The sequence below is a fragment of the Algibacter aquimarinus genome (assembly GCF_039543265.1).
Classification (GTDB): Bacteria; Bacteroidota; Bacteroidia; order Flavobacteriales; family Flavobacteriaceae; genus Algibacter_B; species Algibacter_B aquimarinus.
In genome coordinates this window covers 446,418-468,682 of sequence record NZ_BAABJK010000004.1, presented here as the reverse complement: position 1 = coordinate 468,682, position 22,265 = coordinate 446,418, and the positions used below count along the sequence as shown (strand labels likewise).

The window sequence follows — 22,265 nt, the reverse complement described above, 5'->3', positions numbered from 1 at the left end:
ATTATTTTAATCCAGCAATTCTATCGTCTTCAAGAATAGCTTCAGTTTCTTGTGTTACTTTTTTTAAGGTCGTTTTTAAATCGTCATCCAAAGTTATTACACCATCTGTTAATAGATTTAAAATAGCCTTGTCTTGTGCGCGACCTCTAAGCATAGCTTCTCTATAACCAATATCTTCATTAAATGTTACTAATGAATATTTTGAAGAATAGTCATCCGGAAATGTTTTTTCTAAAGCCATTTCTAATTTACGCTTTTCTTGGAATATAGGGTTGGCAACATGGTCTTTCATTTCATGAAAGTTATCAATGGCTAAATCTGCTATGGAGTCTGTATCTTTTTTACGAGCCTTTTCAAAAGCTTTGAAGGTACTTTCCCAATCGGCTAAATTTTTATCTAAAACCTTATCAAACTCAACTACATCTTCAAAAGAAGCATTCATCCCTTGCCCGTAGAAAGGAACAATGGCATGAGCTGCATCTCCCATTAAAAGTGTATTTCCCTTATAATGCCAAGGTGAGCATTTTATAGTACCTAGGGGAGCTGTCGGGTTTTTGAAAAAATCATCCACTAAATTTGGCATTACCGCTAGAGTGTCTGGAAATTCCTCACGGAAAAATTCAAGAACCATATCTTGATTTATCAGGTTATTGAAATTGTACTTACCTTCATCATAGCTTAAAAATAAGGTTACCGTAAAACTACCATCTAAATTTGGAAGGGCTATTAACATAAAACTTCCTCGAGGCCATATGTGTAGGGCGTTTTTATAAATTTTATAATCACCGTTTTCTTTGGGAAGAATACTTAATTCTTTGTAACCATGCGTTAAATAAGCTTGAGAGAAACTAAATAGGAATTTTTTACCTAAATAATAACTTTTTCGCATAGCGGACCCAGCTCCATCTGTGGCTATAATAATATCAGCATCTTCAATAAAGTCATCTTCATTGTTATAATCTGTAAATAAGGCTGTGGTTTTTTCAAAATCAACAGATTTACATTTTTTATTGAAATAGATGTTAACATTATCATGCTTTTCAGCTTCATTTAAAAGTAATGCATTCAATTCACCTCTTGAAATAGAATTTATGTATTCATGGTCTCTACCGCTATAATTGGATTGAAAAGTTTTACCATGATCATCATGAATCATTCGCCCGTTCATAGGAATGCAAAGTGCTTTTACTTTGTCTTCTAAACCAACAAGTTTCATGGCTTTATTACCGCGATCTGAGAAGGCTAAGTTTATAGAACGACCTGCTGATATATCTACTTTTCTTAAGTCTTGGCGCATTTCGTAAACTGATACGTTATATCCTCGTTGTCCCATTCGTAAAGCTAGTAATGAGCCACATAAACCTGCACCTATTATTAGGATGTTTTGTTTTTTATCCATTTAATATTGATTTCAATTTTTCAACCAATTTATACACGTCTTCAAAAGAATTATAAAGAGGAACTGGTGCGCATCGTATAACATCAGGTTCTCTCCAGTCGCTAATAATTCCAATCTCGGTTAATTTATTATGTAGTGTTTTATCTGCACTTTTAACTTGTATTGATAATTGGCAACCGCGTTCTTCAGGTTTGCTTGGTGTTATAATTCTGATGGTGTTTTCACCTAATTGTTTTAGCAAAAACTCAAAATAGCCCGTTAGTTTTTTTGATTTGACTAATAACTTTTCCATGCCAACGCTGTTAAACATGTCTAAAGAGGCTTTTATGGCCGCCATTGATAATATAGGGGGATTACTTAATTGCCAACCCTCAGCTCCTGGTAATTGGTCAAATTCTCCACGCATATTAAAACGTGTTTTTTTGTTATGGCTCCACCAGCCTGTAAATCGGTTTAAATCTTTTCTGTAAGCATGTTTTTCATGAACAAAACAACCTGCCAAACTGCCTGGTCCGGAGTTTAAGTATTTATAAGTGCACCACACGGCAAAATCTGCACCAGAATCGTGAAGATTTAACGCTACATTTCCTGCGCCGTGTGCACAATCAAAACCAACAGTGCATCCGTATTTATGACCTAGTTTTGTAATACGTTTTAAATCGAAAAATTGCCCAGTGTAATAATTAACACCACCAATCATAATGAGTGCGATTTCGTCACCTTGTTCTTCTAAAATAGTTTCTAAATCTTCATAATTAAGTAACTCTTCATTCTCTCTAGGTTTCCAAAGAATTAATCCTTCTTTATCATCATATCCATGATGGCGTAATTGAGATTCCACAGCATATTTATCAGAAGGAAATGCATCACTTTCAATAAGTATTTTATAACGTGCTTTTGTAGGCTTGTAAAACGATACCATCATAAAATGTAAATTGGCAGTAAGTGTATTCATCACAATAACTTCAATAGGTTTTGCACCTACTACTTTAGCCATACTTTCAGTTAAAAACTCATGATATGCTAACCAAGGGTTTTTTGCTTCCAAATGTCCTTCAACACCTAAATTTGCCCAATCTTCAAGTTCTTGATTAATATATAATTTTGTTTGTTTTGGTTGAAGACCTAAAGAGTTTCCCGTCATATAAATCCATTCATTTCCCATTTTGTCTTTAGGAATATGAAATTGATTTCTGTGCTCTTTTAATTCATCTTTTTGGTCTTGTTCTAATGCGTAATCAAGGCCTAATTTATAGTCGGACAAAGTGTTTTGGTTTTCGGTTTCTAACAAAAATAAGAATTATAAAGTTAGAAATGTATGCTGAGAACAGAAGTTTAAAAGGCATTGATTTTTTCGTATCTTTAGTAAAAAGTTAAGGTTATGGCAAAAATAAAAGAATATTCAAACGGAGAAACTACTGTGGTTTGGGAAGCAGAGAAATGCATCCATTCGGCAATTTGTGCCAAAGGTTTACCAAGAGTTTTTAGACCCAGATTAAGACCTTGGATTAAATTGGATGAAGCTGAAACCGAAGCTATTGTTAATCAAGTAAAGCAATGTCCATCTGGGGCATTACGTTATTATATGAATGATGAAAGCGATAAATCTACTGAGGTTTTAGAGACTAAAGTTGAGGTTTTAGAGAATGGTCCTTTATTGGTTTATGGAACCTTACATGTTGTTGATAAAAATGGGACGTCTGAAACTAAAAATAAAACAACCGCTTTTTGCAGGTGCGGAAAATCAGATAACAAACCCTATTGTGATGGTGCACATGTAAAAGCAGAATTTAAAGGTTAAAAACTCATTTAAAAAGGCAAAGCCCTTCAACTATTACTTGAGGGGCTTTGATATATATAGGCGCATAATGCGGAAAAATAATACTTTAATTTATATACGTTTTTGGTCGTTAATTAGATGTTATCATTACAACAAAAATCAAAAAATTTAATTTGTTTTTACTTTAATATCTGTAAGTGTTAAATTCCAGTCGCCTTTACCGTTCTTATGATCTGAAGCCATTTTAATGCCATTATAATTGTGGTAGTTTTCAAAAGTATTTGTTAATCCTGCCTGAGGTTTATTTCCTCTTCTAAATGCCCATTCTTTAATTATATAATCATCTTCAAAATAGATGTCATAAGCATCGCCAGGAGTATAGCCACCTTCAGAACTATATAGAAGTGTGATTTTATTCATTTCAATTTTACTAATTGGAGCTGTTTCTTTAATAGGGTCAGAAATTGTTGTTCCAGAATCCCAAACCAATTGAAACGGAATTAACAACCAAAACTTGTCGTTAATAAACCCTCGATCAGCTTTTAGAGATATACTATCTATTGATTTTCTGTTGTAGTTTATGGTGTCTTTTTCTGTGGTTAATGTAACATCATCTGTTTTTGGGTTCCATGTCCAATTCCTTTTTTTGTTGAAAGTAAAATGAATTTCGGATACGTTTTTCCAATGTTCAAAACCATGTGCGTTGGCTATTTTTTCAGCAGTACTCAATTCTGGTGAACTTAATACTTTCTCTTCTTTTTGTTTACATGAATAGCAAAGCGTTACCAAACAAAAAACGACTAATAAATTTTTCATAATTTAGATTTTTCACAAAGATATCATTTAGAAAATGACTAACAACGATAATTATTTTGAAACTAATAAAGCCACTTGGAATGATAAAGTGAAAGTACATGTTAAAAGCGATATGTATAATTTAGAAGCTTTTAAAAGAGGAAAATCCTCTTTAATGCCTTATGAATTGCAGGCTTTAGGTAATGTTTTAGGTAAGTCGTTATTGCATTTGCAATGTCATTTTGGACAAGATACTTTAAGTTGGAGTAGATTAGGTGCGAAATGTATAGGTGTAGATTTAAGTGATGAAGGTATAAAACTAGCTAAAAAATTAAATGATGAATTAAAGCTTGATTCGGAATTTGTGTGTTGCAACGTTCTAGAAACATCAGAATTTGTAAAGGATAAATTTGATATTGTTTTTACAAGTTACGGTGTAATTGGCTGGTTGCCCGATTTAAAACCTTGGGGAAAAATGATTGCTGAAAAACTAAAAAAAGGTGGCACATTTTTTATAGCAGAATTTCACCCGATAGTTTGGATGTTCGATTATTTAAATGAAAAACCTGTGATGACATATGGCTATATGCAAGATGAAGTGATTTATGAAGAATATGAAGGTACCTATGCAAACGAAAATTCTAAAATGGTAAGTAAAGAATATGGTTGGAATCATGGTTTAAGCGAAGTTGTTAATGCTTTAACAGAAGCTGGATTACATATTGATTACTTAAATGAATTTGATGAAAGTCCTTATGATGTATTGCCTAATTTGGTTAAAACAAATTCTGGAATGTATGTTACTAAAGACAAATTGTATCCTTTAATTTTTACTTTGAAGGCCACTAAGTTGTAACAGGGTTTTTTATAAGTTTGTTTAACGGTCTCGTATAAAAGTTAGAAACTGATTTTAATTTATTGTTTTTTGGTTAGATACTGACCTTAGCAATTAATTCAGAGTGGATATTGACGTATTAGAATTCACCGTATTTGCGCTTATAAATTATTGCCAACCGTTATTTTTTTTAATCAAGGTTTTGGTCGTTACAATGCTCGTTATATAACTTGACTAGCTTGATAATTTGTAATCGAGACAGTTTTTTATGGGGATACATGAATTCTTTTGCTTTCATACAATCGTCAAAGTACTCTATTTTTTTAGTCTTGATGAATTCTCTAGGCTCTCCTTTAAATAGTGTGCTTTTTTGTTCTCCTTTACGTTGAACATAGTAATAATAACGTGGTATATCAGGGTTGGTGTAGTTTCCGAATTTTAAATCAAAGGTTAGATTACATACCCCCTCAACTAAAAGGGGTAAAAGTTTTAATTTCCCATTTGGAAGTACTACAGTTTTACTTTGAGAACGAGAATGAACCCATACTTTTTTCTTATGGTTATTTGTTTTTGATTCCCAAACCACATCGTTTTTATTTAAAAATTTACGTTTTTTTTGATATATTCCATTAGTAACTACTTTGTCTATTTCCTTAAGAGGTGTAGCTATCTTTTTTAAGTCTTTATCTTTAATACTCTCTATTCTTTCTATACTTATTTCATAAGTACTTGTAATTAAATAGTCTTTATGTACAGTTATTGTTTTAAAATCGTCAATAATTTTAGTTCCGTCTTTTTTGACGATAGTGTCATTGGGTATGCTTTGAGAAAAAGAATTTAGATATGTTAGTAAAAAAAGTGTAAAAATTATATGTTTTTTTGACATAATTTGTTCAGTTAATGGTTGGCAATTTTAATGTTGTGAGTCCGTTTTAATGACTTATATCAGACGTTAAGCGAAGGTATATAATTTTTTTGCAAAGTCAAGAAGAACAATGCCTTATGTAGTTTATCATTTCAACAAATGAAAAATCACATTTTTAAATTATGTTATAACAGCGATTTTTAATAGATAATTTTTGTCAACCTAAACTTATGAAAGTATTTGATAGTCGTTGTCTTTATTCTCCTCTTCTTCTTTTTTATCTATTTGTTCAATTTTAAAAGAAGGTTGTTTGTCTTTTTTATGAAATTTAATTGGAACAGGAACCAAAGAAGCCATAACTATAAAAATTAAAAGCATCACAAAACGCAAGAATTTCTTTATTCTCATTATAAATTAATTTTTGGAATTAATTATTCTCAATTAGACTGATACCAGTACTAATTGGGTTATTTAATAGTGTCTATTTTAAATCAGCACTATTAAATACAATGAGATTTTTGAATTGAAATTTCGTTAATAGTTATTTGTAAAAAATCAGCTTTAAAGTTTAAAGCAATATGTTTTTGTGTACAGAATCTTTGTTGCAGTAATAAATTCTGATTACTAATTTGGTGTTTAAATTTAAGGGTTTTCTTGTAAAATGATTTGGGCTCACAACTTGAAAAAAAATGGGTAAACTGATCAAAATGAATAGAATCATTTGTAAGCTGTTGCGCGGTTAGTATCAGTTCAACATTATTGTCATTTGTTTTTGAATTTTGACTAGTTAAATATTCAAAAGATATACATAGGTTAATTATAACTAGTAAATAGAGAAATATTTTATTAATATTTTTAAAAAAACTCATTTCTAAATATACTACAGAATGTATTGCATATAAAATATTTTACACTTTAAATTTAATATTTAGCAAAGTTCTCTAATTTTTATGATTTAAGTAGGTAAGTTTAGCAATGGTTAATTAATGACTTACTTTTAATAGCTCTTTAGGAAACTTTGCTTTAAAACGTTTTAATCTAGGAATAGATACATTACGGATGTAAGGATTATTAGGATGTAGCTTTTCATAATCTTGATGATAATCTTCTGCAACCCAAAATTTCTGAAAAGGATACACATCGGCTGCAATTTTTACGTTTAGTGTTTTTGCTAAAGCTTCTCTTTTCTTTAAAATAATGTTTCTTTGTTCTTCATTTTGATAAAAAATAATAGAACGGTATTGAGGGCCTCTATCGTTTCCTTGTCCATTTACTTGTGTTACATCTTGCGAGGCAAAATATACATCAACTAAAGTTTCAAAGCTTACGACATTGGGGTTGTAAATAATTTCAACAGCTTCTGCATGTCCTGTTCTGCCAGTATTACTAGCTTCATAAGTTGGATTTTTTGTGTATCCGCCAGAGTATCCAGAAATGGATTCCTCAACACCCTTTACGCTTTCGTAAATAGCTTCAACACACCAAAAACAACCGCTTGCAAAATAGGCGCGTGCTTTACCGTTTTTTAATGAAACTTCCACAGGTTCAGCATTCATTACTGCTTCTTGCTCTTTATTTGTTTGCGCAGAGTTTTGGCAACTGAACAACAACGTAATAGTAAATAGTAGTATAAACTTTTTCATAGCAATATTTTTCTTTAATAGACGTATAAAAATACAAAACCTAATGCTTTAGGTTGTGAAAGTTTTATTAAAATAAAAAAGCCTTTCATTTACGAAAGGCTTTAAATTATATTGTAAAAATGGATTATAGTTTTGCTAACATTTTTTCCATTTTAGCTTTTTGTTCGTCAGCTAAGGCTGCATCAACTAAAATTCTGCCGCTGTGTTCATCAGTAATTACTTTTTTACGCGAGGCAATTTCTACTTGTACTTGCGGTGGAATAGTAAAGAAAGATCCACCAGAAGCACCTCTTTCAATAGGAACAACTGCTAAACCATTTTTTACGTTAGTTCTAATTCTTGTGTAAGCAGCTACTAAACGCTCTTCTATTTGCGTTTTGTAGTCTTCAGATTTTTGAAGTAACGCTTGTTCTTCTTTTTCAGTTTCAGCTAAAATAGCATCTAATTCACTTTTCTTGTGCTTTAAATGTGTTTCACGCTCTTTTAAACGCTCTTTAGTTTCAGCTATAACTTCTTTTTTCTGCTCTATTTGAACTTTAAATTCTTTAATATGCTTTTCTGCTAGTTCAATTTCTAACTCTTGAAATTCAACTTCTTTAGTTAAAGAATTATATTCTCTGTTATTTCTAACATTTTTTTGTTGCTCAGCGTATTTTTTCATTAGAGCTTTAGACTCTTCAATCAAGTTCTTTTTACCTTGAATATCGTTGTCAATTACCTCTAAATTAGAAACCAATTTTTCTAATCTTGTATTTAACCCTGCAACTTCATCTTCTAAATCACGAACCTCTAAAGGTAATTCTCCACGAACATTTCTTATTTCATCTATTCTAGAATCGATGAGTTGTAAATCATATAGCGCTCTTAAACGCTCTTCTACAGTTGCTTCTTTCTTTTTAGCCATACTTAAAAATACTTAACAGGATTTGTATCTGTGTTTGATAAAATGATGGCAAAATTAGTAATTTTTTTTGTAAGATAAGCTACTAAAAGGTTTTTTGTGAACTGCTCACTTTCATAATGTCCAATATCTGCCAAAAGGATACTGTTTTCTGCTGAGAAAAAATCGTGATATTTTAAGTCGGAAGTTATAAAAGCATCAGCACCAGATGCTTTAGCTGCTTGAATGGCAAAACTACCAGAGCCACCCAAAACCGCTACTTTTTTTATTTGCTTATTAAGAAATGCTGAATACTTGATAAAGTCTGTTTTCATTTTGGTTTTTAAATATTTTAGAAAGTCTTGTTCGCTCATGCCTTTCTTAAATTCGCCAACCATTCCTATACCAATATTTTGGTTCTTGTTTTCTAAGGTGGTTATTTCGTATGCTACTTCTTCATAAGAATGTACATTAAAAAGTGTTTTTATAATTCTGGATTCTAAATGTTTACTGTAAGTAATAGTTATTTTTGTTTCCTCTTCGGTGTGTGTTTTTCCTCTTTCCCCTTTAGATGGGTTAGAGTCTTCATTGCCTTTGTATGTGCCAAAACCATCGACATTAAAACTACACTCTGAATAATTTCCAATATTGCCAGCACCTATTTTAAACAAAGCGGCTCGTAACAATTCTGCTTCATTTTTTGGAATATAAGTGGTTAGTTTTTTAATAGTCTGGCTTTGCGGTATTAAAATACGTTTGTTTGTTAATTCTAATTGATTACAAATCATATCATTTACACCTTGCAAAGCATTATCTAAAGCGGTATGTATAGCGTATATAGCAATATCATGCTTGATAGCTTTCATAACAACACGCTCTACATAATTTTTCCCTGTTAGTTTTTTTAAACCTTTAAAAATAATGGGATGAAAGCTAACTATAAGGTTACAGTTTTTAGCAATAGCCTCTTCAACAACTGTTTCGAGGGTGTCTAGTGTTACTAAAACGCCAGTTACTTTTGCTTTTTTATTTCCAACCAGTAAGCCCACATTATCAAAATCTTCAGCATATGCGATGGGAGCAAGTTCTTCTAAATGATTAATTACATCTTGAATAATCATAATATTTTCATGATTTGATTATTAAACAAATATAAAATATTTACTTTGCTATCATGAAAATGTTGCGATACATATTATTCCCTATTGTGCCAGTTTACTATTTAGTAACTTGGTTACGAAACAAATTATACGATTTGGGCATAAAAAAATCTAAATCTTATAATTTCCCTGTAATTTGTGTTGGTAATTTAAGTGTTGGTGGAACTGGTAAAACACCTATGATTGAATATTTAATTAGTCTTTTAAAAAATGATCACAAACTTGCAACGTTAAGTAGAGGGTACAAAAGAAAAACTAAAGGATTTCAATTAGCTAACCAAACATCTTCAGTAGAAACTGTTGGTGATGAGCCTTTTCAGTTTTACAATAAATTTGGGAAAGATATTTTAGTAGCTGTTGATTCTGATAGGCAAAACGGGATTAAAAATTTAGAAAAAGAAAACTCAGATGTTGTTTTGTTGGACGATGCTTACCAACATAGAAAAGTAAAAGCTGGATTAAATATTTTATTAACTACTTACGCTAATCCCTTTTACAGAGATTTTGTTTTACCTACAGGAAATTTGAGAGAGCCTAAAAAAGGAGTTAATCGCGCCAATATTATTGTGGTTACAAAATGTCCGGAAAATTTGTTGGACGATGATAAAATACAAATAGTTAAAAGGATAAACCCAAATGAAAAGCAGCATGTGTTTTTTAGTTCAATAAAATATTCGGAGGAAGTAATTTCAATAAATAAAACAGTTAAATTAAAAGAATTATCGAGCTTTACTTTGGTTACTGGTATAGCAAACTCTAAACCTTTGGTTGATTTTTTAAATGAGAAAAACTTAAAGTATCAACATTTAAATTTTAAAGATCATCATGAGTTTTCTAAACAAGAGATAGAAAGTTTAAAATCAAAAGAATTAATTATTACTACAGAAAAAGATTTTATGCGATTAAAACAATATGAGTCTTTAAAAGAAAAACTGTTTTATTTACCCATTGAAGTAGTCATTGATAACCATCAAAAATTTGATAATATTATTAAAGAATTTGTGTCTAATTAAGCAGATTTATTGGCTTTACCAGCAAGTGCATTGTAAAGCTTTTTTTCAAACTCTTCTTGTTTAAATGGTTTTGGTATTATATCTGTAAATCCAGCTTCGTCAAATTCGTGCATTTTATCTTCAATAGTAACAGCCGTTAATGCAAAAATGGTAAGATCTTTATCAAATGCTCTTACACGTTTAGTAGCTTCCATTCCGCTAATACCGGGCATGTGAATATCCATTAAAATAATATTGTAATTATTGTTTTTTATCATTTCTACGGCATCTTCACCATTATCAATAATATCACATTGAAGATTCATTTTGGTAAGAATCTTTTTGGTAATCATTTGGTTTATTTTGTTATCCTCAACCACTAAAATTTTAACATTGGTTAAGTCTATATCTTCTGCATTGCCTTCAAAATAAGTTACTTTATTTTCTTTAACTTCCTTAACTGAGGTGTATTCTAAAGGAATTTCAAAGTAAAAAGTAGTTCCTTTTTCTAATTCACTTTTCACATAAATTTGACCCTTTAAAATATCAATTAATCCTTTTACAATAGATAGACCTAAACCTGTACCACCATATTTTCTATTAATTTGAATAGAACCTTGAGAGAAGCTTTCAAACATATTGTCTTGCTTTTCTTGGCTAATACCTATGCCATTATCTTCAACTTCAAAACGAAGAGTATAAGTATTTCCTTTTTGCTCTATTTTATAGGCTCTAATCCAGATATCACCATCTTTGGTAAATTTTATCGAGTTACCTATTAGGTTAATTAAAATTTGAGATATTTTTAATTGATCTGCAATAAAGTTTTCAGGTAAATCTTTATCATACTCAAAATGAAGTGTTACATTATTGTCATTTGCCGAATTATTTAAAGCTAAAATAATGTTGTTTATCTTCTTTCTTAAGTTGAATGATTCGGGCTCAATTTCAACTTTATTGGCTTCAATTTTATTAATCTGAAGAATATCATTAATGAATGTTAAAAGGTAATCTCCAGAAAACTTAAGAGATTTTAAGTGCTGAATTTGCTCAGGTTTTGGGTTCTCTTCAAGTAGCATATTACTTAAGCCAGTTACGGCATAAAGTGGCGTTCGAAGCTCGTGTGTAACCGTTGATAAAAAGTTAGCTTTAGTTTTTGATGCTAATTCTGCTTTTTCTTTTGCAATAATAAGTTCACCGTTTTTTTTGTGAAGCATATTATTTGTTTTTAATCTAATATTGTTGTTTTTATATAAAGACAGTGTTAATAACGACAAAATTGTAATTAATGCAACACTTAATATAGATGTTAATGTGTTTAGGTTTTTATCAGATTCTAAACTGTCTAATTGTTCAGCAACTTCTTTGTTTTTAGCATCCATTTCTTTTAATAGATGTTGCGTTTCTTGATCCTTTGAGGAGTATGCTGTTTTTAAGTTTCTTAAAGAGTCTGACAGTTGGATATGAGATTTGAGATACTGATTTGATAACTCAAAATTCTCAATACTTTGATTAGTTTTTCCAATAGATTTGTTTATATCGCTTGCCGTTAAATACCCTTCATTTAAAATATTTGTGTATTTATTTTGCTTTGCTATTTCTATACCTTCATCAGTATATGTTAAGGCTTTTTCAAGGTCTCCTAACTTACTGTACACAAACCCTTGAGTAATTAATGCATCACTTTGCAATTTTAAAGAGCCCATTTTTTTTGCTTCTGCTATAGATTGTTCAACAATAGATCTGGCTTTTCTATAATTCCCTATGTGCATATAGGTTTTACCTTCAGCAAGCAATGTTTCTGCTAAGCCTTCTTCCATACCTTCTTCTTGATATTTAGATTTTGCAGCCCTGTAAGAATCTAGTGCATTAGAATAATCTTTCTTTACCAAGTATACATCTCCAAAAGTTTTATAAGAATCAGCTAAGTTTTTGTTGTCATTTATAATGCGTTGAATTTCAATAGCTTTGTTTAAAGATTTTATAGCTTTATCCTCCTCTTCAGTTATAAGTTGTAAACGCCCCTTAAGCGTGTAAATAATACCCTCACTTTTTCTATTATCTAGTTTTTGAGCAAGCTCTAAAGCCTCATCTAAATTATTCTGGGCCCCAAAATAGTTGTACTGTTCTAGTGCAATTTGAGATTGTGTAATACGATAGTTTATACTGTTTTGTAGTATTTCAGGGTCTTCATCAATTGTTTTTTGTGAAAAAACATTGAGAGAAAGCAGCATTAAAGCTGTGAATATATAGTTCTTTATTTGGGACATTTCAACAAATATTACCGACAAATATAATTATTTTATCGACAAAATACATCTTTTTTCCGATAAATTACATATCAGGTCAATTATTCTAGAGGAATAGCCAGTTTCGTTGTCATACCAACCAATTATTTTAACCATGTTCCCAATTACAGAGGTCATGCCCGAATCGAAAATACAAGAATGTGTATTCCCAACAATATCAATGGATACTATAGGGTCTTCTGTATATTCAAGTATGCCTTTGTATTTGTTTTTAGAAGCTTTTTTGAATGTATTATTTATTTCTTCAATGGATACGGTTTGTTTTACATTAAAAGTAATATCTGTTAATGAGCCGTTTATTACAGGAACTCTAATACCACAGCCACCAATAACATCAGATAAATCTGGAAAAATTTTTGTTAATGCTTTAGCAGCCCCTGTTGTAGTAGGAACTATAGATTGGCTTGCAGCTCTCGAGCGGCGTAAATCAGGATGTGGTTGATCGTGTAAACTCTGGTCGGTGGTGTATGAATGTACTGTTGTAATATAAGCTTGATTAATACCACAAAGCGTATTTATAATATCAATCATAGGTGCTGCATTATTTGTAGTACATGAAGCATTTGAAATTATTTTTTCTGTTCCATTAAGCTCATTATTATTAACGCCTAAAACAATGGTTTTAATGTCATCTTCAATAGGAGGCACACTTAAAATTACTTGTTTTGCACCATTTTCAATATGATATTGTAAATCTTGTTTTGTTTTGAATTTCCCTGTGGATTCTAGAACAAAATCAATATTAAAAGGTTTCCAGTTTATATCTTTTGGATGTTTTTTGTTTAACAGAGAAACTTTTCTTGAGTTTACAACTATATGATTATCGTTATGAGAAACGTTACCGTTGAAAACTCCGTGAATACTGTCGTACTTTAGTAAATGGCTCAAAGTTTTAGCGTCTGCTAAGTCGTTTATAGCGACTATTTCGATATTAGGATAATCTTCTAATAACCGAAAAACTCTACGTCCTATTCTTCCAAAGCCATTTATAGCAACACGAATCATACTTAATTAATGTGCTTTTGCGCTTTGTAAGATGAACGTACTAAAGCACTACTTTCAACATGTCTAAAACCTAAATCAAGTCCAATTTCTTCGTATTCTTTAAACTGATCGGGGTTAATAAACTGCTTAACAGGTAAATGTTTTTTACTTGGTTGGAGATATTGCCCTATGGTAACTACATCAACCTCATTATTTCTTAAATCGTGAAGTGTTTCTATTACTTCTTCTCTAGTTTCTCCTAAACCTAGCATAATACCAGATTTTGTTCTTCGTTGCCCTTGTTGCTTTAAATATTTTAAAACGCCCATGCTTCTATCGTATTTAGCTTGAATACGAACTTCACGAGTTAGACGTCTAACTGTTTCAATATTGTGGGAAACAACTTCTGGAGCTACATCAATAATTCTGTCTATATGTTGCTCAATACCCTGAAAATCAGGAATTAAAGTTTCAAGTGTAGTTTCTGGATTCATTCTGCGCACAGCCTTTACAGTTTCTGCCCACATAATACTTCCCATGTCTTTTAAATCGTCTCTATCAACACTCGTTAAAACAGCATGTTTAATTTGCATGATTTTAATAGAACGAGCTACTTTTTCAGGTTCGTCCCAATCTACAGTTTCGGGTCTTCCAGTTTTTACACCACAAAACCCACAAGAACGGGTGCATACATTACCCAGAATCATAAAAGTAGCGGTACCTTCTCCCCAACATTCACCCATATTTGGACAACTACCTGAGGTACAAATGGTATTCAATTTGTATTTATCTACTAATCCACGTAGTTCTGTGTACTTTTTTCCGGTTGGAAGCTTAACACGAAGCCATTTTGGTTTAGCTTGACGTTCTGGTAAAATATTAGAAGTTGTTTCTGTATTCATACTATAAAAATCAGTCATGCAAAGATACGAAGTATTCTTTTAAAAAGTAATTACAACGTAGTAAGATACCAGAAACTAAAACCTAATAAAAAAGCAATTCCTAGCAAGCTTAAAATATGAAGTTTTTTTGATGGTCGCCAAGCTTCAGGTGTGTGTTTACTTGATATAAGTTTGTAACTAATTATTGCATAAAAAGGTGCTGTTATAAAAGATAGAATAGTAGCTATTTCTATTAATAAACCCATTTCTGAAGCTAAAAAAAGAAAGATTCCAATGGTGCCAATTGCTAATAGAATAATCCAGAATATGTAATTAAATTTCGAAGATTTTTTAAATAATAACTCCGTGGTTTTGGCCATGGCTCTTGGTGAGGCATCAAGCGTGGTTAATGTGGTACTAAACATAGTTGTAAATGCAGCAATACCGATTATTACATAAGCCCAATTACCCAAATTAGAGGTATACATATTAATAAGTTGTTTAGAAAAAACACTGGCAGAATTACTAAATACTTCACCACTATTAAACATGACTAAAGCTCCTAATGTTAAAAAACCAATTCCAAAAATAATGGTACTAATATAGCCTACATTAAAATCGAATAAAGCAGATTTTGGAGTATATAGCTTAGTCTCTTTATTTTTTTCAATAGCCCATAACGATTGCCAGACCGATATATCTAAAGGTGCTGGCATCCAACCCATAAAAGCAATTAAAAAGCTTATTTCTAGGGTGTTTTCAGGAAGTATTTGTTTTAGCGAAATAGGGTTAGTATTGTTGCTTAGTGCCATACTCACAGCTATAATGGTGCTAATTGTAAGCGTTATGATAATAATTTTCATCAATCGATCTAAGAGTTTATATTTCCCGAAAATTAACAAGCTTAAGCAAATTAAAATAATAATAACCGTCCATAATTTCACGCTTATAAAATCGCCAAATAATGAAGATGCTAAACCAGCAGTTACAATAGTTACTGCGGTTTGAATAGTAAACATAGTAGCAAAACTTAAAATATAGTAAGTTAGTAAAATACCATTCCCAAGTTTCTTATAGCCATCTAGCAAGCTTTCTCCAGTTGCAGTTGCATACCTAGGGCCAAATTGAAAAAAGGGATATTTAAAAATATTAACTAAAAGTAAAGCCCAGAGTAGACCAAATCCAAAATCTGCACCAGCTCGTGTAGATTGAACCAAATGGGAAACACCTATGGCTGCCCCCGCAAATAATAAACCTGGACCTAGATTTTTGAGTTTAGCAAACATTTAGTTTTTTTGAATAATTTCTGCAAGTAATTTTTTAGCCCGTAGTAACTTAACTTTTATATTACTCATAGGTTCATCAAGCTGTTTAGAAATTTCCTTATAGCTCAATTCTTGAAAATATCGCAAGTTTATTACTTCTTGATAATGGGGTTTTAACTTTTTAATATCACGCAAAAGTTTTGCTAAGTGCTGTTCTGTTATTAATTTATCTTCTGGAGAAGGCGACTCATCTAAAACATTGTAAACGTGTTTATCGTCTTTAGAAATAACTTGTGCAATTGAGTTTTTTTCCTTCCGAAGTAAATCGATATGTATGTTTTTAGAAATGGTAATCAGCCATGTTTTAAATTTAAAGTTGTCATCAAAAGTGGCAATTTTATCAAAAGCTCTGGAAAAACTTTGAATGGTTACATCTTCAGCATCGTTTTCATTTTGTATACGTTTTAGCTGAAATCCATACACATCGTCCCAAAAGGTGTCTAATAAAAAATTAAACGCTTTCTGGTCGTTTTCTTTAGCTCGTTTAATAGCTTCTTCTATTTCCAAAAATTGGGTTTTGAGATGAGATTATTTATAAATATAGTTAATTGTGCAAGAATTAAGAAAATTTCTAGGAATGGAATCCAAATTAATAAGTCAGTTTCGTTAAGTTTTTTTGATGAAAACCCTATGATTATAAATTGAATTGATAACCTGAAAATAAAAAGACTCAAAACATAAATCCAATTATGTGTTGAAATAAGAAGTACAACACTTAAAACCCAAAACAATAAATTGGAAGAATACAATAAAGCTAGTAAAAACTTGTGTTTCTTCTTATAATGTTTAGCGGTAGAAATATGACGCCTTTTTTGTTTCACCCAACTTTTAAAGCTTTTTTTAGGTACAGATTCTGTAAAGCTGTCTTTGGTAATACTAATGGTTGTATTTTTAGCATTAGCAATTTGGTTAATAAACAAATCATCATCTCCAGAACGTACTTGAATATGATTTATAAAGCCATTAGCATCAAAAAACTCCTTTTTTGTATAGGCTAAGTTTCTGCCAACACCCATATAAGGCATTCCAATTTTAGAAAAGGAAAAGTATTGTATTGCTGTGAATAAAGTTTCAAACCTAATTAGTTTGTTCAATAAAGAATTCTTGACTTTTGAATACGCTCCATATCCTAAAACAATACTTTTTTTATCGTTAAAATGAGAGGTCATTTCACTAATCCATTTATTAGAAACTGGCTTGCAATCTGCATCAGTGAATAAAAGGTGATTGTATTTTGAGGCTTTTATGCCTAGAGTTAATGCGTATTTTTTGTTACCCCAGAAGGCTTCAATATTTTTTACATCTACTATTTTGATGTTTTGATGCTTATCAGAAAAATTTTCCATAACCTCAAGAGTATTGTCTTTTGAGGCGTCATTAATTAAAACAATTTCAAAGTTCTTATAATATTGAGAAATTATTGATGGTAAAAAGGTCTTTAAATTTTCAGCTTCATTTTTAGCGCAAATAATAATTGAAACTGGAATATTTTTTTCATTTTGATTATTTGGTTTTAGAAAAGCAACCTTTCTAAAAAAGATTAAATAAAATATAACTTGAATAATAACTACAACAATAAATGCGTAGAAAAAGAAATCAAGTACGGTCATTTAATGTTTAAGAGTGTTGAGGTTCGTTGCAATCACTAAATTGGTCTGGAGTTTTTCCACAAAATCCACATGCTTCACCATCTTGATTTAGCATAGGGTTTTGGCTAGCACATGTACCAGCGAACTTGCCGTCTTTCTTGGCCCAAATTTTTATGGCAATTCCAGCAATTCCCAATCCTAATAGAACAATTGTGATTAAAAGAAGTTTCATTTTGAAAATTTTGTACAAAGATAAAGTTTTTACTTAAAAGAAGAATTAAATACAAGAATTTGATGCTTATGTGACAAACTACTGTTTTAGGTGTCTAAAGGATAATTATTTGTAAATTAACAATCTAACTAATTAAACTTTTATTTTATGAAAAAATTATTTGCAGAATTTTTTGGAACATTTTGGCTCGTTTTTGGAGGTTGTGGTAGTGCTGTTTTTGCAGCAGGATACCCTGATTTAGGTATAGGATTTGTTGGAGTATCTCTGGCATTTGGTCTTACGGTACTAACTATGGCTTATGCTGTTGGACATATTTCTGGTGGACATTTTAACCCAGCAGTATCTTTTGGTTTATGGGCTGGAGGTAAGTTTGAAGCTAAAGATTTAGTTGGCTATATTATTGCTCAATTAATTGGAGCGGTAGCAGCAGCAGGAGCTTTATATTTGATTTTAACTAATAAATCTGATTTTGTCACTATTGGTGGATTTGCTGCTAATGGTTATGGAGATTTATCACCGGACGGTTATTCGATGACTGCGGCTTTAATAGCAGAATTTTTATTGACAATGTTTTTCCTATTAATAATATTAGGAAGTACAAATTCTAGAGCGCCAAAAGGTTTTGCTCCAATTGCTATTGGTTTAGGTTTAACACTTATACATTTAATAAGTATACCTATTACAAACACATCGGTTAATCCAGCACGCTCTACAAGTCAGGCCTTGTTTGCTGGTGGAGAATTTACTGCTCAACTTTGGTTATTTTGGGTAGCACCAATTGCAGGTGCTATTGTAGCCGGGTTTATTCACAAAGCATTGTTTGATAAAGAGTAAGCATAAAATATTTAACAAGCAAAAAGCCTCATTTTAATTTAAAATGAGGCTTTTTAATGAGGGATTAAGCTATTAATATCTACTATTGTAAATCAATTTCTGCAACCGAATTTTCTAAAGAGGCTACGGTATTTCCTCCTTTAGGCTCTATAGTTATATTTAGAGCTAAAGCATTTTCTGCATAAGGAATATTCATTAGCTTTCTATCGGCTTCATTTAAAATACCTAAACTTACCATTTTACCTTGTAATTCTGCCCATATTTGATAGCATTGTTCTTCTGGTAGTTGTGGTAAAGACACGACATCGATCATAGATGTTTTTTCTTTAGGATTTATGTATGCAACTGTTTTTAAGTCTTTTGCTCTATCGTTTCCTGAAATAATGTATTTTTCAGTTTCAGGGTTATTAAGCTTCAACAGTTGTCTCATAACATTATCAAGCATTTTATTATTTTGCTCAATATCACTACGTAAATCAAAAATTTCATCTACTACCACTTGGTTTTCGTTGGATAATTTTTGATTTTGAGTATAAAATAGATAAGATGTTCCAGCGAAAATTAAAGCTGCAATACTTGCTGCAACGCTAAACTTATACCATTTTTTACTCTTGTATGATGTGTTCATCGTTACAACTGGCTTCTCGTCAAGTTCTTCTAAAATGTTATTTAGAATATGCTTTGGAGCCTCAACAGCATTACTTTTTGAAACAATTTCTAAATTGTATTGTAATGTGTTGTATGCGTTTTGTACTTCTGGGTATTTTGAAATATAGGATTCAACCATTTCCGTTTCGACAGAAGTAGTTTTTCCTAATAGATAATTTTCTAATAGGCCAGAATTTAAAAAAGTAGTTATTTTCTCATTCATGACTTTGTTTATTGAGGATCGTAGATTTTTTTAAGTTCTCTCAATCCAATTTTTAATCTCGATTTTATAGTACCTAGCGGAATATCTAATTCATCGCTAGCTTCTTGTTGTGTCATGCCCTCAAAAAAGAGTGCATTTATTACTATTTGATATTTTTCATCTAGACTACCTAAATGTTTTTTAATATCTAAAACATCTTGGTTTAATTCGTTCGATGTTATTTTATATACGGGAGAATTCTCTATTTGGACTTCTTTACCCGATTTATTTTTCTGCGATCTAACTTTGTCTATAGCCGTATTATAAGCTATTCTATATAACCATGTAAATAGCTTTGCTTTGCTGGAGTCGTATTTTTTTGCGTAACGCCATATTTTAACAAAGCTTTCTTGTAAAACATCCTGAGCTGTATCTTCGTCTGTTATTATTTTTTTTATAACACCAAATAATGAATCAGCGTAGTATTCGTAAAGTAGAGTAATAGCTTTTTTATCACCTTTTTCCAGTAGGTTAACTATTTCTTTTTCTATGGCTGAAATCAATATAAGGTTAGTTTAGTAAGTGTTAATTTATAATGTTTTATGATATCAAAGTTAGAAATTTCTTTTCTATTATAGAATATTAACTTCAGCTTCAATGGAAATATCGAAAAGTCTTTTTACTGTTTTTTGAATTAATTTAGAAAGATTTAAGATGTCGTCTCCTTTAGCATTACCATAGTTTACAAGTACTAAAGCTTGTTTTTTATGTACACCGTAATTGCCAATACGTTTGCCCTTAAAACCTGCTTTTTCAATAAGCCATCCAGCAGGAACTTTTACTTCGCTTTCAGAAACTGGATAGTTAGGTATATTTTTAAACTGTTTTTCTAAAACATTAAATTGCTCTTTAGAAATAACTGGGTTTTTGAAAAAACTTCCACTATTACCAATGTCTTTAGGGTTTGGCAATTTACTTTCACGAATAAAAATAACAGCCTTTGAAATATCTTGAATGGTTGGATTTTTAATTTCTTTTTTCTCTAATTCTGATGCAATAGTACCATAATTTATGTTTAGTTTGTGGTTGCGTTTTGTAAGCTTAAAAGTAACACTAGTTATAATAAATTTACCTTTAGCCTCTTGTTTGAAAATAGAATTTCTATAGCCAAAATTACATTCGTCTTTATCAAATGTTTTTAATGTAATTGTATCTACAGATAAGGCTTCACAGGATAAAAAGGTGTCTTTCAGTTCAACGCCATAAGCACCAATATTTTGAATTGGAGCTGTACCAACATTTCCTGGAATTAACGACATGTTTTCAATACCTCCAAAGTTGTTTTCTAAACACCATAAAACAAATTCGTGCCAGTTTTCACCAGCATAAGCTTTTACTATTGCAAAATCGTCGTCCTCAGAAATTATAGAAATACCTTTTAAGTTAATGTGAGTAACTAAAGTATTTTGATCTTTGGTAAGTAACATATTACTGCCACCACCTAATATGAGTTTATTGGTATAGTCTGGATGATTTAAGATAGTTTTCAAATCATCAATATTATCAATCGAAACAAAGTGTTTTGCTTGAACATCAATACCAAAAGTATTATATGGTTTTAAAGATATATTTTCGAGTATTTGCACTAGTCTTTATAAACTTTTAGGGCTTCTTTTAAAATATTAACAGCTTTTATTAAGCTTTCTTTTTTAAGTACGTAAGCAATTCGTATTTGGTTTAAACCAACACCCGGAGTTGAATAAAAACCTCCAGCTGGAGCAACCATAATGGTTTCTCCATCTACATCAAAATCTTCCAAAAGCCATTGTGCAAAATCATCTGAATTTTTAACAGGTAATTCTGCGATACAATAAAACGCACCTTTAGGTTTTGCTACTTTAATACCTTCAATTTTTTGTAATTCGTTAATTAAAGTGTTTCTGCGTTCTACATACTCTTCAATAACATCATCAAAGTAACTTTGAGGGGTTTCAAGTGCTGCTTCACTAGCAATTTGAGCTAATGTTGGCGGACTTAACCGTGCTTGAGCAAATTTTAAAGCCGTTTGTATAACATTTTTGTTTTTTGAAACTAAGCAGCCTACTCGGGCTCCACACATACTGTAACGTTTAGATACAGAATCTATAACTATAGCATTATTTTCTAAACTCGATTCTTGCATGATTGAATAATGCGTATTTCCGTCATAAGCAAATTCTCGGTATACTTCATCGGCAATTAAAAATAGATCATGCTTCTTTACAATAGCCGCAAGTTGCTGTATTTCTTGCTTAGAATATAAATATCCTGTTGGATTACCTGGGTTACAAATGAGGATTGCTTTTGTTTTTGGTGTAATTAATTTCTCAAAAGCTTCAATAGGCGGTAAAGCAAAATTATCTTCAATTTTAGAAATTACCGGTACAATATTGACCCCAGATGCTGTAGAAAACCCATTATAATTAGCGTAAAATGGTTCAGGAATTATAATTTCATCTTCCACATCCATTATACTTCCAAATGCGAAAAGTAGTGCTTCACTTCCTCCAGTGCTAACAATAATATCATCATGTTCTACAATTATATCATGTTTTTTGTAGTAGTTCGCTATTTTCTGTCTGTAAGTTTCAGAACCTTCAGATCTTGAGTAAGCAAGTACGTCTATTTTAGAATCCTTAACAGCTTGTAAAGCAATTTTTGGTGTTTTAATGTCGGGTTGTCCAATGTTTAAATAGTATATCGATTTTCCTTTTTTAACTGCTTCTTCAGCAAAAGGGACTAATTTACGTATTGGAGATTGAGGCATTAATTGCCCTTTTTTAGATATTGATGGCATCTATAATGTATTTGAATACAAAGTTGAGAAAATTATCTTAAAGTTTTTTTAAAAAACAAGTCTTATTGATTAAACT

23 protein-coding genes are annotated in these 22,265 nt (G+C 31.1%); 4 read left to right on the top strand and 19 right to left on the bottom strand.

The genetic code is table 11. The features are described from left to right. Window position 1 precedes the first annotated feature (1 nt). Both ABD939_RS04995 and kynU read right to left on the bottom strand, forming a co-directional pair. On the bottom strand, window positions 2-1,399 hold the full coding sequence (locus ABD939_RS04995; RefSeq protein WP_345165229.1) for an FAD-dependent oxidoreductase: 1,398 nt from the start codon (window positions 1,397-1,399) through the stop codon (window positions 2-4). Beyond that, a complete protein-coding gene (gene kynU / locus ABD939_RS04990) occupies window positions 1,392-2,663 on the bottom strand; it encodes a kynureninase (protein WP_345165226.1) in 1,272 nt (423 codons plus the stop codon). The genes ABD939_RS04995 and kynU overlap by 8 nt, the downstream gene beginning before the upstream one ends. A 117-nt stretch (window positions 2,664-2,780) precedes the next feature. Between kynU and ABD939_RS04985 the strand changes: the two genes are divergently transcribed. Continuing rightward, window positions 2,781-3,200, top strand: coding sequence for a (4Fe-4S)-binding protein (locus ABD939_RS04985; protein WP_345165223.1), 420 nt, complete (start codon window positions 2,781-2,783; stop codon window positions 3,198-3,200). A gap of 147 nt (window positions 3,201-3,347) precedes the next feature. On the opposite strand, the gene ABD939_RS04980 is transcribed toward ABD939_RS04985, so the two are convergent. Continuing rightward, window positions 3,348-3,995 carry a hypothetical protein gene (locus tag ABD939_RS04980; RefSeq protein WP_345165221.1) on the bottom strand — a complete coding sequence of 216 codons (648 nt, stop codon included), beginning with the start codon at window positions 3,993-3,995 and terminating at the stop codon, window positions 3,348-3,350. 34 nt (window positions 3,996-4,029) lie between these two features. Here ABD939_RS04980 and ABD939_RS04975 point away from each other — a divergent pair, with 34 nt between their 5' ends. Then, window positions 4,030-4,830: a class I SAM-dependent methyltransferase gene (locus ABD939_RS04975; RefSeq protein ID WP_345165219.1), complete on the top strand. Its 801-nt coding sequence runs from the start codon at window positions 4,030-4,032 to the stop codon at window positions 4,828-4,830. A gap of 169 nt (window positions 4,831-4,999) precedes the next feature. On the opposite strand, the gene ABD939_RS04970 is transcribed toward ABD939_RS04975, so the two are convergent. The 5 genes from ABD939_RS04970 to ABD939_RS04950 all read right to left on the bottom strand — a co-directional run bounded on the left by ABD939_RS04970 (window position 5,000) and on the right by ABD939_RS04950 (window position 9,318). Continuing rightward, window positions 5,000-5,695, bottom strand: coding sequence for a hypothetical protein (locus ABD939_RS04970; RefSeq protein WP_345165218.1), 696 nt, complete (start codon window positions 5,693-5,695; stop codon window positions 5,000-5,002). Between the two features lie 207 nt (window positions 5,696-5,902). Beyond that, window positions 5,903-6,082: a hypothetical protein gene (locus tag ABD939_RS04965; RefSeq protein ID WP_345165216.1), complete on the bottom strand. Its 180-nt coding sequence runs from the start codon at window positions 6,080-6,082 to the stop codon at window positions 5,903-5,905. A gap of 575 nt (window positions 6,083-6,657) precedes the next feature. Then, entirely contained in the window at window positions 6,658-7,317 is a 660-nt protein-coding gene (gene msrA / locus ABD939_RS04960) for a peptide-methionine (S)-S-oxide reductase MsrA (RefSeq protein ID WP_345165213.1), read from the bottom strand. Window positions 7,318-7,441: 124 nt separating this feature from the next. Beyond that, a complete protein-coding gene (locus tag ABD939_RS04955) occupies window positions 7,442-8,221 on the bottom strand; it encodes a zinc ribbon domain-containing protein (RefSeq protein WP_345165210.1) in 780 nt (259 codons plus the stop codon). A gap of 2 nt (window positions 8,222-8,223) precedes the next feature. Next, window positions 8,224-9,318: a Nif3-like dinuclear metal center hexameric protein gene (locus tag ABD939_RS04950; RefSeq protein WP_345165208.1), complete on the bottom strand. Its 1,095-nt coding sequence runs from the start codon at window positions 9,316-9,318 to the stop codon at window positions 8,224-8,226. A 59-nt stretch (window positions 9,319-9,377) separates the two neighbouring features. Here ABD939_RS04950 and lpxK point away from each other — a divergent pair, with 59 nt between their 5' ends. Continuing rightward, window positions 9,378-10,370: a tetraacyldisaccharide 4'-kinase gene (gene lpxK, locus ABD939_RS04945; protein ID WP_345165206.1), complete on the top strand. Its 993-nt coding sequence runs from the start codon at window positions 9,378-9,380 to the stop codon at window positions 10,368-10,370. Here the strand turns inward: lpxK and ABD939_RS04940 are convergent. From ABD939_RS04940 to ABD939_RS04910, 7 genes are read right to left on the bottom strand one after another with little or no spacing between them, the layout of a single operon-like run. After that, window positions 10,367-12,619 (bottom strand): ATP-binding response regulator, encoded by a 2,253-nt coding sequence (locus ABD939_RS04940; protein WP_345165204.1) that lies wholly within the window; start codon window positions 12,617-12,619, stop codon window positions 10,367-10,369. The genes lpxK and ABD939_RS04940 overlap by 4 nt on opposite strands. Window positions 12,620-12,646: 27 nt before the next feature. After that, window positions 12,647-13,663: a type I glyceraldehyde-3-phosphate dehydrogenase gene (gene gap / locus ABD939_RS04935; RefSeq protein WP_345165201.1), complete on the bottom strand. Its 1,017-nt coding sequence runs from the start codon at window positions 13,661-13,663 to the stop codon at window positions 12,647-12,649. Window positions 13,664-13,665: 2 nt separating this feature from the next. Beyond that, entirely contained in the window at window positions 13,666-14,544 is an 879-nt protein-coding gene (gene lipA / locus ABD939_RS04930) for a lipoyl synthase (protein ID WP_345165198.1), read from the bottom strand. A gap of 50 nt (window positions 14,545-14,594) precedes the next feature. Further along, complete coding sequence (locus tag ABD939_RS04925; RefSeq protein ID WP_345165195.1) at window positions 14,595-15,809, bottom strand: Nramp family divalent metal transporter; 1,215 nt, start codon at window positions 15,807-15,809, stop codon at window positions 14,595-14,597. Beyond that, the gene (locus ABD939_RS04920) at window positions 15,810-16,355 is read right to left on the bottom strand and encodes an RNA polymerase sigma factor (protein WP_345165192.1); all 546 of its coding nucleotides are present in this window, start codon (window positions 16,353-16,355) and stop codon (window positions 15,810-15,812) included. Continuing rightward, window positions 16,346-17,458 carry a glycosyltransferase gene (locus tag ABD939_RS04915; protein ID WP_345165190.1) on the bottom strand — a complete coding sequence of 371 codons (1,113 nt, stop codon included), beginning with the start codon at window positions 17,456-17,458 and terminating at the stop codon, window positions 16,346-16,348. The genes ABD939_RS04920 and ABD939_RS04915 overlap by 10 nt, the downstream gene beginning before the upstream one ends. Window positions 17,459-17,465: 7 nt before the next feature. Then, on the bottom strand, window positions 17,466-17,669 hold the full coding sequence (locus tag ABD939_RS04910; RefSeq protein WP_345165188.1) for a membrane or secreted protein: 204 nt from the start codon (window positions 17,667-17,669) through the stop codon (window positions 17,466-17,468). Window positions 17,670-17,816: 147 nt separating this feature from the next. Here ABD939_RS04910 and aqpZ point away from each other — a divergent pair, with 147 nt between their 5' ends. Beyond that, on the top strand, window positions 17,817-18,503 hold the full coding sequence (aqpZ, locus tag ABD939_RS04905) for an aquaporin Z (RefSeq protein ID WP_345165185.1): 687 nt from the start codon (window positions 17,817-17,819) through the stop codon (window positions 18,501-18,503). Between the two features lie 82 nt (window positions 18,504-18,585). On the opposite strand, the gene ABD939_RS04900 is transcribed toward aqpZ, so the two are convergent. The 4 genes from ABD939_RS04900 to ABD939_RS04885 all read right to left on the bottom strand — a co-directional run bounded on the left by ABD939_RS04900 (window position 18,586) and on the right by ABD939_RS04885 (window position 22,189). Then, window positions 18,586-19,374 (bottom strand): anti-sigma factor domain-containing protein, encoded by a 789-nt coding sequence (locus ABD939_RS04900; protein WP_345165181.1) that lies wholly within the window; start codon window positions 19,372-19,374, stop codon window positions 18,586-18,588. A gap of 8 nt (window positions 19,375-19,382) precedes the next feature. Then, window positions 19,383-19,916 carry an RNA polymerase sigma factor gene (locus tag ABD939_RS04895; RefSeq protein WP_345165180.1) on the bottom strand — a complete coding sequence of 178 codons (534 nt, stop codon included), beginning with the start codon at window positions 19,914-19,916 and terminating at the stop codon, window positions 19,383-19,385. 69 nt (window positions 19,917-19,985) lie between these two features. Beyond that, window positions 19,986-20,999 carry a UDP-N-acetylmuramate dehydrogenase gene (murB, locus tag ABD939_RS04890; protein WP_345165178.1) on the bottom strand — a complete coding sequence of 338 codons (1,014 nt, stop codon included), beginning with the start codon at window positions 20,997-20,999 and terminating at the stop codon, window positions 19,986-19,988. Further along, a complete protein-coding gene (locus ABD939_RS04885; protein ID WP_345165174.1) occupies window positions 20,999-22,189 on the bottom strand; it encodes a pyridoxal phosphate-dependent aminotransferase in 1,191 nt (396 codons plus the stop codon). Before ABD939_RS04885 ends, murB begins: the two co-directional genes overlap by 1 nt. Window positions 22,190-22,265: the final 76 nt, after the last annotated feature.